The following is a 16,870-nucleotide window of genomic DNA, read 5'->3' on the forward strand; positions in this document are numbered from 1 at the left end:
AGAAGCGAAGCGTGCGCCTTTATCCCCGGATTTTATCCTTTAAAAAGTAAATTAAAAAATCTGGGGATAACAGCGATCGGAAGGTTATTCTGTCATCGGAGTGTTCATTGTAAATATTCTTATTCAATATTTTTAGTCAATTCATCTACTAATCAGTTAATAGGAGCGTGTACTTATGAAGGTCTCCTTATTCATTACCTGCCTCAGCGATGCCATCTATCCCCGAGTGGGGGAGGCCATGGTCAGATTGCTCGCCGCTCATGGCGTTCGGTTGGATTTTCCGCCGGTTCAGACCTGCTGCGGTCAGCCATCCTACAATAGCGGGTACTGGGATGAGACTCGGGTAGCGGCCAAGACGATTCTTGAAGCGTTTGACGACAGTGATTTTGTAGTCTGTCCTTCGGGATCGTGTACGTATATGATTCATCATTATCCCGAACTGTTCGCGGATGAACCGGTGTGGTTGGAGAAGGCAAAACGATTGGAAGCCAAAGCCTATGAATTCACTCAATTCCTCGTTCAGGTACTCGGGATAACCGATCTGGGCGCACATTTTCCACACAAAGTAACCTATCATCCATCCTGCCACGGTAGTCGTCTGCTGGGTGTAAAGGATGAGCCGATGGCATTACTATCCCAAGTAAAGGGACTGGAATTGGTTCCCCTGCCGTTTGCTGAGGATTGCTGCGGGTTTGGTGGTACCTTTGCCATCAAAATGTCCGATATTTCAGGAGCGATGGTGACGGAGAAGGTTGATCATGTCAAAGAGACCCAAGCCGAAGTACTGGTGGGGCTAGACATGGCCTGTCTGATGAATATCGCAGGTAATCTGCGTTATCGGAATGAACCGGTGCGTGTGATGCATCTGGCGGAACTATTGTATGAGGGGGTGCGAATTGGATGAGCCAACCGGGAGTTATGGATACGACGGTCAAAGAACGTGCCGGACTGGCCTTGAATGATGATTTTCTGCGTAAGGCGGTCAAATTCACAACAGAACGATTGCGTAACGGTAAGAAGTCGGCCTCAGAAGAACATGGAAACTGGGATGAGTGGCGGGAACGTGGACGTCAGATTCGTCTGCATACCATTGCGCACCTGGATTATTATTTGAATGAATTTGTGAATAACGCCCGTGCGAACGGGGTTCATATTCATTTTGCAGATACATCGGTGGAAGCAGCGGCGATTGCACTCGATATTGCGGCTCACAAGCAGGCGTCTACGGTGGTGAAGTCCAAATCGATGGTGTCGGAGGAAGTACATCTGAATCATGTGCTGGAGTCAGCGGGCATTGAAGCGATCGAGACCGACCTGGGTGAATACATCATACAGTTGGCAGGCGAGGCCCCCTCTCATATTGTCATTCCAGCCATCCATAAGAACCGCTATCAGATTGCAGAGTTGTTATCGAAGGAAGCGGGTGAAATTCTGGAGCCGGATACGACGGTACTTGCCGGATTTGTTCGCAAAAAGCTACGCGAGAAATTCCTTGAGGCGGATATCGGCATGACGGGCTGTAATTTTGCGATTGCAGAGACAGGTTCCATGGTTTTGTTCGAAAATGAAGGTAATGCCCGTATGGTATCCACTGTTCCCAAAACGCAGATTACACTGATGGGCATGGAGCGGATCATCCCCTCGTGGACGGATCTGGAGGTCATGGCAACCTTGTTGCCACGCTCTGCAACAGGTCAGAAACTGACGATGTATATGTCAGGCATCACAGGTCCTCGCCGTACAGCGGATGCGGATGGACCGGATGAAATGCACATCATTATCGTGGATAACGGTCGATCCCTTCAACTCGGTGATCCCGAGTTTCAAGAACTGCTAAATTGTATTCGCTGTGGTGCTTGTTTGAATGCTTGCCCGGTATATCGCCATATTGGGGGCCATGCCTATGGTGGAACCTATAGCGGACCGATTGGAGCGGTATTGACACCTGCACTCAATGGCAACATTGATGAATGGAATGATATTGCGGGTGCTTCGAGTCTGTGTGGAGCCTGTTATGAAGCATGTCCAGTTAAAATTCCGCTACATGATATGCTTGTTTATCTACGCAGGCGTAAAGTGGAAGACGGTCATGGCAACAAAATGGAGAGCATGGGCATGAAGGGCTTTGCTGCCGTTGTTTCCAATTCCAAACGCTTCAGTGCGGCCATACGTCTGGGACAGATCGGGCAGAAGGCAGTTGTGCGCAACAACGGCATTTCTCTCAAGCTGGGTCCACTTAAAGGCTGGAACAATTATCGGGTTGCGCCAAGTCTCGCCAAGAAATCCTTCCGGCAACAATGGAACAAGCTGGATCAGGAACTGAACGAGAAGCAACAAGCTATGGATTCTTCCGTTCGCAGCCGTATGGAGCAGATTATTCGTGAACGAGAAGAAGGGGAGGGGAAGAAGCATGGTCACTGAACATCAGCAATGGCTTGCACAATTGGAGAAGAAGTCCATTGAGAAACAGGAGCAGTTCATGAATGACATTGCTTCGAAATTGAGAAGACCAAGGCAACGCCAAGCGCCGACCCAACCCTTTCGGGGAGCACCCGACTTTTGGACGGAATTGGAATGGGATGAAGAGAAGCGTATTCAAGCATTTACGGATAACTTTGTAAGTGTAGGCGCACACATTGCACGGGTTCAGAACATGGAAGAAGTATCTCAATTCATTGCTAACAAATCGCATGAACTGAGTGCCAGATATATCATTCGTCAGAATGAACAGGCGCTAAAAGATCTCGGATTGGAAGAACAGTTACCGGAGGTACAGATCTCCGTCTGGAATAGTCAAGCGGATGAGAACTGGAAGGCTCGGGCAGCTGAGGCCGATATTGGTGTGGTCATGGCGGATTATGCAACTGCATACACAGGCTCGGTTACTGTACTTTCTTCACCGGAAAAAGGTCGTTCCGTCAGTTTGCTGCCTACAGTACTTATCATCATTATTCCAGTAGATCGGCTGTACACCAGACTGGGTGAAACGCTTGATCGATTTGACGAGGTGGGAAGAGAGAACCTCCCTGCAGGTATCCACTTTATTTCAGGCCCAAGCCGATCGTCCGATATTGAAAATGATCTGACCATTGGGGTACACGGACCAGGTATTGTATATGGTTTGATTATGGGTTAACGGTGAGTTGAGCTTGATGGCGCAACATGATTTGGAAGACTGTCCAAGATGTAGCACATAGCTGCTGAGGACAGTTTTTTTGTTGAATTTTTATAGTTAAAAACTATCAATCATATGCTTATTATATATTTCACCTATTAATAGGGTGGGTGTATAATTCTTCTCAAGAGAGAATTCATGTGAGATATGAGAGAGAAAGAGGAGGCGTTGTGAATGAGTATATTTTATTACCAGGTTCCGTTTATGGATGGCCATGCGGGTGATTTGTCTGCTTTTAAAGGGAAAGTACTGCTTATTGTGAATACAGCAAGTCGGTGTAGCTACTCCCGGCAATTCAATGAACTTCAACAGATGTACGAGAAATATCGTGAACAGGGGCTGGAGATTCTGGCTTTCCCATGTAACCAGTTTAACGAGAGAGAACCTGGTAGTAGTGCTGAGGTTGCAGAATATTGCAGAAGTCAGTTTCAGATTTCCTTTCCGATCTTGGAGAAAGTTGAAGTCGCAGGGCAATCGATGCATCCGTTGTTCCGTTATTTGACAGAAAAAGCGCCGTTTCAAGGCTATGATCTGGATACCCAAGAAGGACAGTGGATGGACACTTTTGTGAAAGAGAAGCATCCCGAATTGTATCAAGGGAACGGGATCAAATGGAATTTCACCAAATTCCTGATTGACCGCAGTGGCAATGTTCATGGCCGGTATGAAACGACAGTTGCCCCATTGGAGATGGAGTCTGCTATTCAGATTCTGTTGAAGAATTCCTAGTTATAATGTAATCCCTGTCCTGAGGTCCTATGACTTTGGGACGGTTGAAGATTGGAACTGGAAATGTTAGGGTAAAAGGAGATAACGAGTTCTCCATTTTTTTTAATCAAAAATGACCAATATACCATTTCGGTCAGTCAGTTCTTTTTTGGGTTTAACAGTTATCTGGATGAAATATGAAATTGTGCAAAAAATAACTTAAGTCTGTTGAATTGAAGGTTAAGTGCGATCCGAAGGTAAAGTGCAATTCCTCATGGAATCAAGTCATTATTTTTTAGTTGTCAAAACTCTTAACTTGGAAAGAAGGAGTGAGCGTCATGCCACCAATTTCAGTGCCTCAACCGAAAACATTTGGCCCACTGGGCAATTTGCCGCAATTGAACTTTGAAGAGCCGGTGCAATCGCTGGTGAAACTGGCTGAAGAATATGGACCGATCTTTCGTATGGAGTATCCTGGACGAAGTGAATTGTATATTTCAGGTCACGAACTGGTCGCCGAGGTAACGGATGAATCCAAGTTTGACAAACGTGTGTGGGCACCCCTTGCCAAGGTTCGTGCTTTTGCAGGAGATGGACTATTCACGAGTTGGACCGAGGAACCGAATTGGAAAAAAGCTCATAACGTACTGCTGCCAAGTTTCAGTCAACGTGCCATGCAGGGATATCACAACAAAATGATTGATCTGGCGGTACAGCTGGTTCAGAAATGGTCACGATTAAATCCGGATGAAACGGTTAACGTTCCGGATGATATGACACGTCTTACACTCGATACGATTGGACTCTGTGGGTTCAACTATCGGTTTAACAGCTTCTATCGGGAAGAACCACATCCATTCATTACCAGCATGGTTCGTGCACTGGACGAATCCATGAGTTCATTGCAGCGACTGCGTCTGCAAGACAAGTTGATGATCACCAAAAAGAAACAGTTTGAACAGGATATCCGTTCCATGTTCTCTTTGGTGGATCACATTATTGCCGAGCGCAAAGAGAAACCACAGGAAGGCGCGGATGATCTATTGTCCCACATGCTCAGCGGCAAGGACCCGGAAACGGGAGAAACACTGGATGATGAGAACATCCGTTATCAGATTATTACATTCCTGATTGCTGGACATGAGACCACAAGTGGACTGTTATCCTTCGCTGTTTATTATCTGATGAAGAACCCGGATACACTGGCTAAGGCCCAAGCAGAAGTGGATCAGATTCTGAAAGATCCGGTTCCAACGTACAACCAGGTTCGCAATCTGAAGTACGTTCGCATGGTTTTGAACGAAGCCTTGCGGTTATGGCCGACGGCCCCGGCATTTTCTCTGTATGCCAAAGAGGATACGGTACTTGCGGGTCAATATCCTTTGCAAAAAGGCGACAGCGTCAGTGTACTTATTCCCAAGCTGCATCGCGACCGTGAAGCATGGGGAGATGACGTAGAGGACTTCCGCCCGGAACGGTTCGAAGATCCGAGCAAAGTGCCGCATGATGCCTACAAACCTTTCGGTAATGGTCAACGGGCCTGCATTGGTCAGCAGTTTGCACTTCAGGAAGCAACGCTGGTGCTGGGCATGGTGCTCAAGCATTTTGACTTCATCGATCATTCCGATTATCAATTAAAGGTGAAAGAAACGCTGACGCTCAAACCGGATAACTTCACCATTCGGGTACGTGCGCGTGGAGGCCAGCCCGTCATGGCCGTGCCAGGTGTAGCGGTCGAAGAACCGAAGCCAGTTGCCAAAAGAACAGAACCGGATGCTGCGAATGCTCACCACACACCGATGCTTGTTCTATACGGTTCCAATCTGGGAACGGCGGAAGGCATAGCACGTGAGATTGCGGATACTGCCAGATATCAAGGTTTCCGGAGCGAGGTTGCTGCGCTTGATGATCGTGTTGGCCAACTGCCGAAGGATGGCGCCGTTATTATTGTCATTGCATCCTATAACGGTCAGCCGCCTAGCAATGCGAAGATGTTTGTCGAGTGGATCGAACACGCGGATGCCAATGAATTCAATGGGGTGCGTTTCGCCGTTCTGGGATGCGGTGACCACAACTGGGCCAGCACCTATCAGCGTATTCCGCGTCTAATCGATGAACAGTTATCTTCTAGAGGAGCAGAGCGGTTATCGCCCTTGGGTGAGTCCGATGCAAGCGGAGATTTTGAGAAACAGGTGGGGGATTGGACAGAGCAATTATGGCCGGATCTCGCACGAACAATGGGACTGAAGCTAAACACAAGTTCCAATAGCGAACGCAGCTCACTATCAGTACAGTTTGTCAGTGGGCTCGCCGTAACACCGCTTGCGGATACGTATGATGCTCATGTGGCAGAAGTACTCGAGAACAGAGAGCTTCACGACGCGGGTAGTGAACGGAGTACACGTCACCTCGAGATCAAATTGCCTGAAGGCATCACCTACATGGAAGGGGATCATCTTGGCATTCTGCCACAAAACCCACAGGAGTTGGTGGAACGTGTACTCCGTCGGTATGGATTCACGGGAACGGAGCATCTGGTTCTCGATGCATCGGGTAGAAGTGCCGCACATCTGCCGCTGCATCAACCGGTTAACCTGTATGACCTGCTTAGTCACAGCGTTGAGCTTCAAGAAGCCGCAACTCGTGCTCAGCTCAGAGAAATGGCAGCATACACGGTATGTCCACCGCATAAGAAGGAGCTTGAAGCGTTGCTTGATGAATCTGTGTATATGGATGAAGTTCGGAATAAACGGATCTCCATGCTGGATTATCTGGTGAAATATGAGGCATGTGAACTGCCGTTTGAGCGCTTCCTTGAATTACTGCCTTCACTGAAAGCCAGATATTATTCGATCTCCAGTTCACCGCGTGTTCAGCCCGATCAAGCGAGTATTACGGTGAGTGTGGTGCGTGCTCCGGCATGGAGTGGACAGGGAGAATACAAAGGCATTGCTTCCAACTATCTGGCTAACCTGAAACCGGGTGACGAGATCGTCATGTTCACGCGGACACCGGAATCCGGTTTCCAACTGCCGGAAGATACACAGGTTCCCGTCATCATGGTAGGGCCGGGTACAGGCGTTGCCCCATTCCGTGGTTTTATACAAGCAAGACATGTGTTGAAGGAACAAGGTCAAGAGCTTGGCGAAGCACATCTATACTTTGGATGTCGGAATCCCGAGCATGATTATCTATACAAAAATGAATTGGAAGCAGCCCAGCAAGAAGGGCTTGTCGAGCTTCATACGGCGTTCTCCCGAGTGGACGGAGAAGAGAAATGTTATGTACAGCATTTGATGAGAGACGATGCCCGGCATCTGATTCCTTTACTTGAAAAGGGTGCGCATCTGTATATCTGCGGTGATGGCAGCAAGATGGCACCTGATGTGGAAGCTACACTCCAGCAGGCATACGCTGAACTTCATGGCAAATCCGCGCAGGAAGCAGCAGATTGGCTTGATCACCTTCAGCAGGAAGGTCGTTATGCCAAGGATGTATGGACAGGTATCTGATGTACACATGTGAAGGATCAGTTTGATCCGTAACTGGCTGAGCGGTGAGATACAGAAGCAGTTCTGTGCTCACCGCTTTTTGACATAAAATGATTCTTCAGCAGAGAAGTGGTTGCATGGGTTATAATGAAATATTGGAAGGGAGCACCCGTATGGTAGGCGTTCGGGAACCATTGTATGGTTTGCGAAAAGAACCAGCTTTATTTCCGCCTACAAGGTCGTCTCAGTTTTTTTCTTCCAGTGTTAGGTCGATAGATCGACTCGACGCTGGAGAGAGGGAATAGAATACGGGAAGGGACTCTGCCTTTTCCCTGGAGTTCAAGATAATCCAGTCCCACGCCTACCAGTCTGATATTGTTAAATGCATTCCAGGAAGGGAACGTCGTGCGGATTCCCACTCTGACGCCTCGCCGTGTTCGAGGAATATCAAATACCCGAATGGAATTCAGACTGAGCGGAATGAATAACTGACGGTTTACTTTGATAAACTGCCTTGGATAGACACGACGAATACGTCCCGGTTCCAACCCGGAGAGTGGAGTATTCAGTTCTGCAAGGTGCCCCTGGAGTTCTGCCAGACGCTGTTGAAGTGTTTTGCCAGTATGGAGATGCTGCCAGCTCATAAGAATTCCTCCGTTCGCCATTTGTACCTAGTATATGAAGGCAAGGGGTAGGAAGGTGTACGTTTGATAGCCCATGTTCGTTACGGCTAACGGGGTTTCATTTTATAATAGAGGAGTGATTCAAGTGATCGTTGAGATGTATAAAGACCTCATTCAGGATGAGCGTGGCAATTATTATTTGGCAGTACAGATGGATGGCAATGAGCTTACGCTTGTTAATGCATTCGTCGAAGCAGCATTCACGCCTGAAATGATCTATAATGAAGAGTTTCGTGCCAAGCATAAGGAGATGGAAGGCGGGTTTGTAGGCAAAATTGCAATGGACCTGTTAAGACATGATGTGGTCATGGGGATGAAGCAAATCGACCGCAAACTGTTGAACCTCTCGGATGTAGAACAGCATTTCACGATAAATTATATTGATACAATAGAATTTTATCGTCACCCGGCGTGGAACCGGAAAGTGTAGAAATAAAGAAATACAAGAGCGCAAGTGCAGGGCAGTAAGCCTCCGAAACTTGCGCTTTTTGCATAACAACAATTAACGATACGCAGGATGGATGATGCCAATATCGCGCTCGGTTCTGAACCCTCCGTCAACGTAACGCTGCATTTCATTTCCTTTGATCCGAATTGGGATGCATTCTCCTTGGTAGAAAAGCTCTCCCTCGACGGTGCGAACGGTCATTCCGATGACGGCTTCCAGATGTCCACTACAGTCGGTTACAAGGCGAATTCCTGACGGGCCGTCCAGATGAACATTGCCCTCCTTATATACGGTCATGCGATCCGGGGTGTTCACCAATTCATATCCTATTCCACAGACCTTACGGCTATAAGCCGTATTGCCAGATACGACCTCACCATGATCCATATCGATGGGGAGCAGTCCGGTAAACCAGAGCCTATTCGATCCAACAGGCATAATTCCGCATAATCGCTCGACATAATCAAGGAGACAGAGGATGGAAGGTGAGTATGTCTCGGTAAAACCTTGTTCTCCGGTCCACGGGCTGAGTACCTGACCAAAACGTTTATCTTTGGACAGAGCAGACAAGATAGGCTGCATAACCCAGGTTAGCTCCACATATCGATGATGATACTCAAATGCGTGTGGTGCCCGGATTAGACTCAGAAAATTGGATGCGCCTCCCCAGCTGTTATAGGAGGAAAAAGGATCGAATCGGGGATCATCCATTGAGATCGATGTAAATGGGTATTTAGCGAAAAACTTGCTTGTATTCAACAGGTACCGCCGTAGTAGGTTATCGAACAATTCACGGTTGCCCACCTCGCAGGCCAACACGCGGAGCAGCACATCGGATTGCACTCTGACGAATTGGTCATTGCGATCCCGATCATAGAAGAACATATCCTGTTCGTCGTAACAATAGCGAAAGAGACTTTCCAGGCTGGACTCGGCTTTGGCTTTCCAATCCGTTCCGGACTCCCCCAGCTCCTCAGCTATGCGGGATAGATACATGCGCTGACAATAAATATTAGCAGTCAGATCCGGTGCCAGAAAGGGCAGAATCGGAGAATCCGGGTGGTAGGCAGAAGCTTCATTCATATAAGGTGTATCTGGAACATGCCAGAATCGGGGGGATAAGTCATGTCCAGTGTCAAACGTACTGAAAGCTTCTACACAGCCGGTCCCTCGGGTATTACGGTTTCGTGCAATCCATTCATCGTAACGAACCATAGCCTTGTACATGGTGCTCAGGAAAGGTGACTGCTTGCCATCATTGTCATGAAGCTGATAGTGGTTCCATACACTGCGTGCCAGTGGAGTGACCAACTGGATTTGCCGGAAAGAAGGCCCGGTAGCCGTAAGTTTATACGGAAGCAATCCATCATCTCTTTGCTGCTCGGCTAATGCGAGGTACGTTGTTTCGGATATGGAAGGCAGCAGGCGAGACAGTAACTCCGCATTGATGGTACCTGTGCTCTCTAACCAACATCCCAGATAGATGCCGCCTTCTTGTAAAATGGGATCGCTGTCTCCAATGGGCAGGATGCAAGCAAGCAATTTTTGCACTGCTGCATAATACGTAGCTTCCATTCGTCCGCCCGATGCTGCAAACCGGACACCAGACGCATGCCATTCCTGTAATAACTGCTGATCTTCCGGTTTAACAGGCTGAACTTGATCCATGATCGACATGTTGCGTAGACGATTCAGTATCTCTTCTGTCATATGTTCCTCCTCACAGCTTCTGCTTATTGATTCGACTCAAAGATGCGAACGGTCCCGTTATAGAAGTCGGAGACAGCCTGTTCCACACTTTTTCGTCCAAATCCGATCTCCTGATTCGTCGTCTGAGCTAATTTGGAGAATTCTGCAAATCCCGGCGGGTTGTAGCTTACGTCAAAAGGTTCAGTCTTCGTAGCTTCGGAGACAAGATTTGTATAGTTATAGACAATCTCCTCCACAGGGCCTGCACCTTCCTGAAGAAGAGTACGATTGGCTTCCGTAACAGGCACGCCACGGTCATTACCGAGGATTTTGGCTGCTTCCGGATCATGAATCCAGAAGTCCATTAACATTGCCACTTCCTTCGGATGTTTGGTATTCGCGTAACCTGATAATCCCTGACTGGATTCAAATACAACACCCGTTCCTTTAGGGCCTCGTGGTACAGGGAGCAAGACCAGAGGATCTTCCGTCAAGCTCTGGAATGCAGCGAGCTGGTTGGAAGGCAGGAGTGTCATAGCTGCTTTGCCTGTGATCAACAGGGATTTACTAGTATCATCATGCGGGTTGGAAACCTGCAATTCCGGTGTGACTACACCGCCGGATGCCGAAGTCTTCTCCCAATATTGGAACCATTCCAGAATGTCTTCCTTGGCGAATCCGAGTGTACCGTTTTTCATGTCATATAGTTGTTTACCCCTTTGTTTGAGAAAAATATCCATCCCATCGACGGTGAAATTATAGGTTCCATAGAAGCCGTCCCCGAGTTTGTCGGATAACGCCTTGCTGATGGTGGCATAGTCCGCCCAGTCCCAATCCGAAGCTGGCAAAGGCACGCCGGCTTTCTCAAAGAGTGCCTTGTTAACAACAATTCCTCGTGCGTTCGCACCGGCAGAGATATGTTGCAACTTCCCGTCGAGACGTCCGTATTCGATCATCGTTTCATCCATACCGTCGAGATTCAGTTCGTTGCCAACATAGGGGTCCAGGTTAAGCAGGACATCTTTTTGGGCATAATCAACGACATTTCCACCGAGGAAAAAGATATCCGGTGCTGTGCCTGATGCCAACTGGGTATTTAGCTTGTCGAAATATCCAGAGGAGGGTGCAAATTCACCTGAAATTTTAATATCCGGATGTTTTGCCTGAAAGATCTTCAGGGCTTCATTCGTAATATCTGCCCGTTTCTGGTCACCCCACCACATGATGCGAAGTTCGACCTGTCCGCCCTCGGTAGTTCCATTGTTATTACCGTCGCCTGTATTATTAGTAGCACCTGTATGGTCTGTTCCAGAGCAAGCTGTTACGAATAACAAAAGTGAAGTGATTATACCGATCATGAAACGTTTGAACATGGTGAATCCCCCTGACTATGGATAATGAGAAACGTGTTGTTACTTCAGACCTGTTGTCGCAATGCCTTCAAGGAAATAACGCTGAAACAGTAAAAAGATGATGGTCACGGGAAGCAGTGACAGGGTAGACATGGCGAGCAATGCTCCCCAATCGGATTGTCCTGAGGGGTCAAAGAGAGACCGGATGCCCAGTTGCACGGTGAACAGATCAATTTTGCTCAGATAGATCATCTGGCTGAAAAAGTCATCCCAGCTCCACAGGAAGGTGAAGATCGCTGTTGTAATCAGTGCCGGAATGAGCAGAGGCACTACGATTCTGAAAAAGATCTGTGATTGTCCGCAACCGTCAATGGTTGCACTCTCGTCCAGTTCCCGCGGTATACCGCGTATGAATTGAACCATGAGCAAGATGAAGAAGGAATCCTGCGCGAGCCACTTGGGCAGAATCAGCGGGAAATACGTATTAATCCATTGAAGCTCATTATAGAGAATGTACTGGGGCACCAGAGTAACATGGTAAGGCAACATAATTGTGATCAACATCATGCTGAACCACAGGCCTTTGAATCTGAACTTCAATCTGGAGAAAGCAAAGGCTGCAAGGGAACAGGAGATCACATTACCCAGCACACTCATGACCGAGATCAGAACGGAGTTGCCGAAGAAACGGCCAAAGGAGATGCCCTGCAGACCTTTCCAGCCATTAATATAGTGCTCCAGCGTGAAGCTGGTTGGGAAAAGACTGCCACTGGTGAAAATGAGATGGTTCGGTTTAAACGAACTGAGAATTAACCATAGTACAGGATATAACATCAGCAGACCGAAAAGTATAATGGCGGCATGCCTCCCGGCCTGAACCAGTTGTCGTTTGATTGGCATATGCATTACCTCCCTTCCTGATTATCCCCGTAGAACACCCAAAATCGGGATGTAACAAAGACGATTGCGGTGAATACGCCGATAATGACCAACATGATCCAAGCCAGAGCCGAAGCATAACCCATATCAAAGAACGAGAAACCTTTCAGATACAGGTACAAGGTATAGAACATTGTTGCGTCGAGTGGACCCCCGCGGCCATCTCCGATCACGTAAGCGGGTGTAAACGCCTGGAATGAATTGATCATGCTCATGATCAGGTTAAAAAAGATAACGGGGGAGAGCATGGGCAGGGTGATTCCGAAAAATTGACGTATCTTTCCCGCTCCATCGACATCGGAAGCTTCATACAAGTCTGCCGGGATCTGTTTCAGACCCGCAAGAAAGATGACCATGGCAGACCCAAATTGCCACACGGATAGCGTGATGATGGTATAAACCACATAATCCGGATGTGCAATCCAGGACGGACCAGAGATGCCAAACCAGCTTAGAAACTGGTTGACCAGTCCGTTCCCCTCAAAAAGTTGACGCCAGACGATTGCGATTGCGACGCTACCGCCCAAGAGGGAAGGGATGTAATATACGGTCCGGTAGATGCCGAGGGCTCGAATTCCTTTGTTCAGCGCCATTGCCACCATTAGAGCAAAGGCAAGCCTTAGAGGAACGGATAAAAAGACATAATAAAATGTCAGCCCGAGGGACCTGCGAAAGGTATCGTCCTCGGTAAAGATGTGAACATAGTTGCTAAGTCCAGTCCAAGTTGGTGATGACAGCAGATTGAATTTGGTCATGGATAAGTATAGGGACGCAATCATCGGTCCCAGTGTCAGACAGAAGAGTCCGATCAGCCAGGGCAGAAGAAACAAGTAGGCTGTGGTATTCTGCTGACCGTATAAGGGCTTGGTCTGTTTTTTCATCATGTGCCTCCCTTCTGAATCGATAAAATTCATGGTTAACCCCTGTGAATCCGCTTACAACATGTGTCGTTCTATGGGTAACCACATCATACCGGGGAAGGGGAGAAGCTTGAATCTTATTTCTTCGGATCATGATTATCGATTTTTTCGGAATGCTGCAACCGATAGTCTGAAGGACTCATGTTGAACATTCTTTTGAATTTCGAACTGAAATAACTTGGCGAACTGAAACCTGTCAGTTCAGTAATATCCCATACCGTTAATTGAGTATCCTTCAGCAGTTGCAAAGCATGTTTCATCCGAACACCCGTCACATATTGAACGAAAGAGGTACCTGCCCCTTCCTTAAACAATTCGGAGAAATAGGTAGGGTAATAGTTGAATCGTTCAGCGAGTAACGTCAACGTGAGCTCCTGCATGTAGTTCTCTTCGATATATCGCTTGGCTAACTCTATAACCGTCCCATCCCCATTTTCCGAAGGAAGTTGTTGACCCAGGAAGTCTTGAGCCCATTGCATTAATAAGCGTTCTGCTTGATCTGGCGTCTTAAGCCACAGTATCCATTCCGGGGCCATTGGAAAATCCATCAACAGTGAAATTTGAAAAATAGTTCTTGTCATTCGGGAAGGAGAGAGCTGGAATGCCTCGTGAATTTCCTTATGGATGATGCTGCGGAAGGAGTCCAGTTCTCCACGAATGAGGCAACGATGCAGCGTGCGTGTCGTTTCTTCAGGCAGTAATGGACTATAGTCTGTTCCAGCCTGAGGGTTCAGCCCGCTGACAGCCCGTTCAGCTGAATTCCATGCCAAAAGGGAATGGATATAACCTTCTTTCCAGTGCTCAAGTCCGGATACAGAAAGTCCCATCCCAATCTTGAGTTCCATGGAAAAAACGGATGCCGTATGTTCCGTGAGCTGTTGGATGAATTCATGCTGCATACCATCTTGTACCATGAAATGCATGATGCCTGCGTGTACCGAATCATGAAATACCTGGACATTGTCTGAATCAGACCGGGCGATTTCATAACATACCATCTCGAAAGGAAGATGCATCTGCTCGGGTAATCGATCTTCTCGAAGATCCGGCTTGTCCGAGTGACTTATACTCGCGGTGATGAAACAGACCTTCTGATCCTGCCATGATTCGAGATGGAACAATCGGAGTCGTTCTGGCATAGAGGAAGGCGGTAGGCGATTACCTTTGACGAGATCAAGAAGGAAACGTTCCTTCATTTCCCGGTAATACTGAGAGAGTCGCCAATGCAGCAATTCAGAGTCGCCTCGAATTTTACGTTGTTCATCCAGATCCGCTTTGATTTTGCCTAATGTGGCTTTCAATTCATCCCGGGTTACTGGCTTCAGTAAATAATCCATCACCTGGCTGCGGACCCCCGCTCTGGCATATTGAAAATCTTCATAACCCGTGATAATGATAATCTGAATGGAAGGGTTATAACTGCGGCAGACATCCAATAGTCTAATGCCATCCATGACAGGCATATTCATATCGGTAATCAGCAAGTCAAAATGTTCAGTCTGTAAAAGTTCATCCGCTTCGATCCCGTTAGACGCTTCCCCTGTTATGACAAAGCCCATGCCGTGCCAATCGACTTTCAATTTTAATCCTTCGCGAACTTCGATCTCGTCATCTGCGATTAATACGTTGTACATCATATTCCTCCTGTACGGGTAGAGTCAGTTCAATACATGCACCACTGCTCTCATCGTTCTTCATATGAACCGTGAACAAGGCACCGTAATGCAGGCGGCAACGAGCAATCACATTGCCCAGTCCAATATGCCAGCCTTCATTAAGCAATATGGATTCCAATGAGGGGGAAGCATCAGGGTGATGCATTTTATGGATTATCTCTGTTGGAATACCCGGTCCGTTGTCGGAAACGCGGATATGCAGACGATCATCTAGCCGATTGATTCGAATCTGAACCTGAGCTGTTGTCTGATGCTGGAAGCTGTATTTCACTGCATTTTCAATAAGTGGCTGTAGTATAAACTTGATGATGACCAAGGCGTTCAGTGTGCCTTCCTTTGTTATCGAAATGTTGAGCTTATGACCGAAACGAGTCTGTAAGATGGAGATATAACGCTGCACATAATCCAGTTCTTCGGTTAGGGGAACAAGATCGTCATTGGTGTTAATGGAGAAGCGCATCATTTTACCCAAATCCTCAATGACCTGAACCGTATCTTCCGTTCTACGCTGAATGGCAAGACTGCTTACCAGCTCCAAGGTATTGAACATAAAATGTGGATTAATCTGTATGAGAAGTGCTTTATACTCTGCTTGTTGGCGAAGCAGCTTCAGCTCGAATTCATTCTGGATATGCTGCCGCAGCTGACTGATCATATAACGGAAGGTAAAGATGACATAACTGATCTCACTCTTTACATTTTTATCTGGAGGCAGAAGTGAATCCGCCTGGTCAAAAGCACCTCGTTGAACCTGTCTCATCGCCAGCACCAGTCTGGTCAAAGGTTTGGTTACGCCGTGGGATAACCATGCGGCCGCCAAGAGGGAGACTAGAATTAGGACCATTGTCACCACCACAATCGTGCTTTGGAGCTTATGGAGAGAGAGATACATTTCCTTTTCAGGTGCCAGACCTGCCAACATCCAGCCGGTACGGCCCAGCTTCTTGAATACAAGGATGTCTCGCTGTCCTTCCTGGTTAGTGAGATATGCCACACCGGATTTGAGCGGGCTGTTTCGAAATCGATCGATCTCTGCGGTAGCTACAGCACCTAACGTGTCTACCTGCTGTGACAGAATGGGATTTCCTTGCTCGCCCAGTAGAAAAATAGTGCTATTCTCCGCCAGATGTATACGCCGGAGCGGTTCCAGAAAGTAGGATTCACTGACATTCACCTTCATGACATTCTGCGCTGTAGCATGATGAAAGGTGCCAATAGGCATCAGCAGACTGACCACCGGATTGCCATGATCTCTGACACGTTCATGTTGATCGGTGTGTGCAGGTAACCAGCGTTCCCCCAATGTATAGAAATTCGTGTACCAGGATTCTTGTACAAAGGCAGGGTCATATGTTACCTGATTCTCGCTGCCAATTCGCAGTCCATTCCGTCGATAGATGGATACATCCGAGATACTGGTGTAACTGTTGGTTGCCTGCGTGAGGAAACGGCTCATCGCGAGGTTGGCCAGCATCTTTTCTCCTTCCGGAAGGTTAGGATCACTGATCGCGTTATCCCAGTTTTTGCCCATATCACTATTGAAAACAAGTGAGGCAACATCATAGATCTGCATCTGTACCATGTCTACGTATGAACCGTATTCCTCCATTTTCTCAAGAGCAGAGGATTCGATATAAGAGCGAATGACCGTGCGTGATTCCTTGAAGAGCAGGTAGGAGAGTGTGCCAAAAGCGAGGACAAACAGGACAACGATAAAGGCAATCAGGCGGTTTTTTAAAGAGAAGAACATGGATTTCCTCCTTCTACCGAGTCGACTTGAGCGCAGAGT

The 16,870-nt window shown here is 47.6% G+C and carries 13 protein-coding genes; 6 read left to right on the plus strand and 7 right to left on the minus strand.

The features are described 5' to 3' along the window. Nucleotides 1–175: 175 nt before the first annotated feature. The 5 genes from MKZ12_RS12620 to MKZ12_RS12640 all read left to right on the plus strand — a co-directional run bounded on the left by MKZ12_RS12620 (nt 176) and on the right by MKZ12_RS12640 (nt 7,395). Nucleotides 176–904, plus strand: coding sequence for a (Fe-S)-binding protein (locus MKZ12_RS12620; protein ID WP_339260686.1), 729 nt, complete (start codon nt 176–178; stop codon nt 902–904). Next, nucleotides 901–2,421 (plus strand): LutB/LldF family L-lactate oxidation iron-sulfur protein, encoded by a 1,521-nt coding sequence (locus MKZ12_RS12625; RefSeq protein ID WP_339260688.1) that lies wholly within the window; start codon nt 901–903, stop codon nt 2,419–2,421. Before MKZ12_RS12620 ends, MKZ12_RS12625 begins: the two co-directional genes overlap by 4 nt. Beyond that, entirely contained in the window at nt 2,411–3,136 is a 726-nt protein-coding gene (locus MKZ12_RS12630) for an LUD domain-containing protein (protein ID WP_339260690.1), read from the plus strand. Before MKZ12_RS12625 ends, MKZ12_RS12630 begins: the two co-directional genes overlap by 11 nt. Before the next feature lie 213 nt (nt 3,137–3,349). Then, nucleotides 3,350–3,904, plus strand: a complete 555-nt coding sequence (locus MKZ12_RS12635) for a glutathione peroxidase (RefSeq protein ID WP_339260692.1) — start codon at nt 3,350–3,352, stop codon at nt 3,902–3,904. Between the two features lie 317 nt (nt 3,905–4,221). Then, nucleotides 4,222–7,395: a bifunctional cytochrome P450/NADPH--P450 reductase gene (locus MKZ12_RS12640; RefSeq protein WP_339260693.1), complete on the plus strand. Its 3,174-nt coding sequence runs from the start codon at nt 4,222–4,224 to the stop codon at nt 7,393–7,395. 200 nt (nt 7,396–7,595) lie between these two features. Here the strand turns inward: MKZ12_RS12640 and MKZ12_RS12645 are convergent, their stop codons facing one another. Continuing rightward, a complete protein-coding gene (locus MKZ12_RS12645) occupies nt 7,596–8,018 on the minus strand; it encodes a hypothetical protein (protein WP_339260695.1) in 423 nt (140 codons plus the stop codon). A gap of 124 nt (nt 8,019–8,142) precedes the next feature. Between MKZ12_RS12645 and MKZ12_RS12650 the strand changes: the two genes are divergently transcribed. Next, the gene (locus tag MKZ12_RS12650; RefSeq protein WP_339260697.1) at nt 8,143–8,487 is read left to right on the plus strand and encodes a hypothetical protein; all 345 of its coding nucleotides are present in this window, start codon (nt 8,143–8,145) and stop codon (nt 8,485–8,487) included. A 72-nt stretch (nt 8,488–8,559) separates the two neighbouring features. Here MKZ12_RS12650 and MKZ12_RS12655 read toward each other — a convergent pair whose 3' ends face one another. The 6 genes from MKZ12_RS12655 to MKZ12_RS12680 form a co-directional block, all read right to left on the minus strand. Further along, the gene (locus MKZ12_RS12655; protein ID WP_339260698.1) at nt 8,560–10,215 is read right to left on the minus strand and encodes a hypothetical protein; all 1,656 of its coding nucleotides are present in this window, start codon (nt 10,213–10,215) and stop codon (nt 8,560–8,562) included. A 23-nt stretch (nt 10,216–10,238) separates the two neighbouring features. Further along, complete coding sequence (locus MKZ12_RS12660; protein ID WP_339260700.1) at nt 10,239–11,567, minus strand: extracellular solute-binding protein; 1,329 nt, start codon at nt 11,565–11,567, stop codon at nt 10,239–10,241. Between the two features lie 39 nt (nt 11,568–11,606). Then, nucleotides 11,607–12,446: a carbohydrate ABC transporter permease gene (locus tag MKZ12_RS12665; RefSeq protein WP_339260701.1), complete on the minus strand. Its 840-nt coding sequence runs from the start codon at nt 12,444–12,446 to the stop codon at nt 11,607–11,609. Nucleotides 12,447–12,451: 5 nt separating this feature from the next. Further along, the gene (locus MKZ12_RS12670) at nt 12,452–13,366 is read right to left on the minus strand and encodes a sugar ABC transporter permease (RefSeq protein ID WP_339243034.1); all 915 of its coding nucleotides are present in this window, start codon (nt 13,364–13,366) and stop codon (nt 12,452–12,454) included. A gap of 116 nt (nt 13,367–13,482) precedes the next feature. Continuing rightward, the gene (locus MKZ12_RS12675) at nt 13,483–15,042 is read right to left on the minus strand and encodes a response regulator (protein WP_339260703.1); all 1,560 of its coding nucleotides are present in this window, start codon (nt 15,040–15,042) and stop codon (nt 13,483–13,485) included. Continuing rightward, nucleotides 15,014–16,831 (minus strand): sensor histidine kinase, encoded by a 1,818-nt coding sequence (locus MKZ12_RS12680; RefSeq protein WP_339260705.1) that lies wholly within the window; start codon nt 16,829–16,831, stop codon nt 15,014–15,016. The genes MKZ12_RS12675 and MKZ12_RS12680 overlap by 29 nt, the downstream gene beginning before the upstream one ends. Nucleotides 16,832–16,870: the final 39 nt, after the last annotated feature.

Source organism: Paenibacillus sp. FSL R5-0713 (genome assembly GCF_037973325.1).
GTDB lineage: Bacteria > Bacillota > Bacilli > Paenibacillales > Paenibacillaceae > Paenibacillus.

What these genes read in the sequence shown, in the direction of transcription:
- MKZ12_RS12645 (WP_339260695.1), bottom strand. Translation starts at nt 8,018, where the DNA reads ATGAGCTGGCAGCATCTCCATACTGGCAAAACACTTCAACAGCGTCTG.
- MKZ12_RS12625 (WP_339260688.1), top strand. Translation starts at nt 901, where the DNA reads ATGAGCCAACCGGGAGTTATGGATACGACGGTCAAAGAACGTGCCGGA.
- MKZ12_RS12680 (WP_339260705.1), bottom strand. Translation starts at nt 16,831, where the DNA reads ATGTTCTTCTCTTTAAAAAACCGCCTGATTGCCTTTATCGTTGTCCTG.
- MKZ12_RS12670 (WP_339243034.1), bottom strand. Translation starts at nt 13,366, where the DNA reads ATGAAAAAACAGACCAAGCCCTTATACGGTCAGCAGAATACCACAGCC.
- MKZ12_RS12655 (WP_339260698.1), bottom strand. Translation starts at nt 10,215, where the DNA reads ATGACAGAAGAGATACTGAATCGTCTACGCAACATGTCGATCATGGAT.
- MKZ12_RS12665 (WP_339260701.1), bottom strand. Translation starts at nt 12,446, where the DNA reads ATGCCAATCAAACGACAACTGGTTCAGGCCGGGAGGCATGCCGCCATT.
- MKZ12_RS12620 (WP_339260686.1), top strand. Translation starts at nt 176, where the DNA reads ATGAAGGTCTCCTTATTCATTACCTGCCTCAGCGATGCCATCTATCCC.
- MKZ12_RS12635 (WP_339260692.1), top strand. Translation starts at nt 3,350, where the DNA reads ATGAGTATATTTTATTACCAGGTTCCGTTTATGGATGGCCATGCGGGT.
- MKZ12_RS12660 (WP_339260700.1), bottom strand. Translation starts at nt 11,567, where the DNA reads ATGTTCAAACGTTTCATGATCGGTATAATCACTTCACTTTTGTTATTC.
- MKZ12_RS12630 (WP_339260690.1), top strand. Translation starts at nt 2,411, where the DNA reads ATGGTCACTGAACATCAGCAATGGCTTGCACAATTGGAGAAGAAGTCC.
- MKZ12_RS12675 (WP_339260703.1), bottom strand. Translation starts at nt 15,042, where the DNA reads ATGATGTACAACGTATTAATCGCAGATGACGAGATCGAAGTTCGCGAA.
- MKZ12_RS12640 (WP_339260693.1), top strand. Translation starts at nt 4,222, where the DNA reads ATGCCACCAATTTCAGTGCCTCAACCGAAAACATTTGGCCCACTGGGC.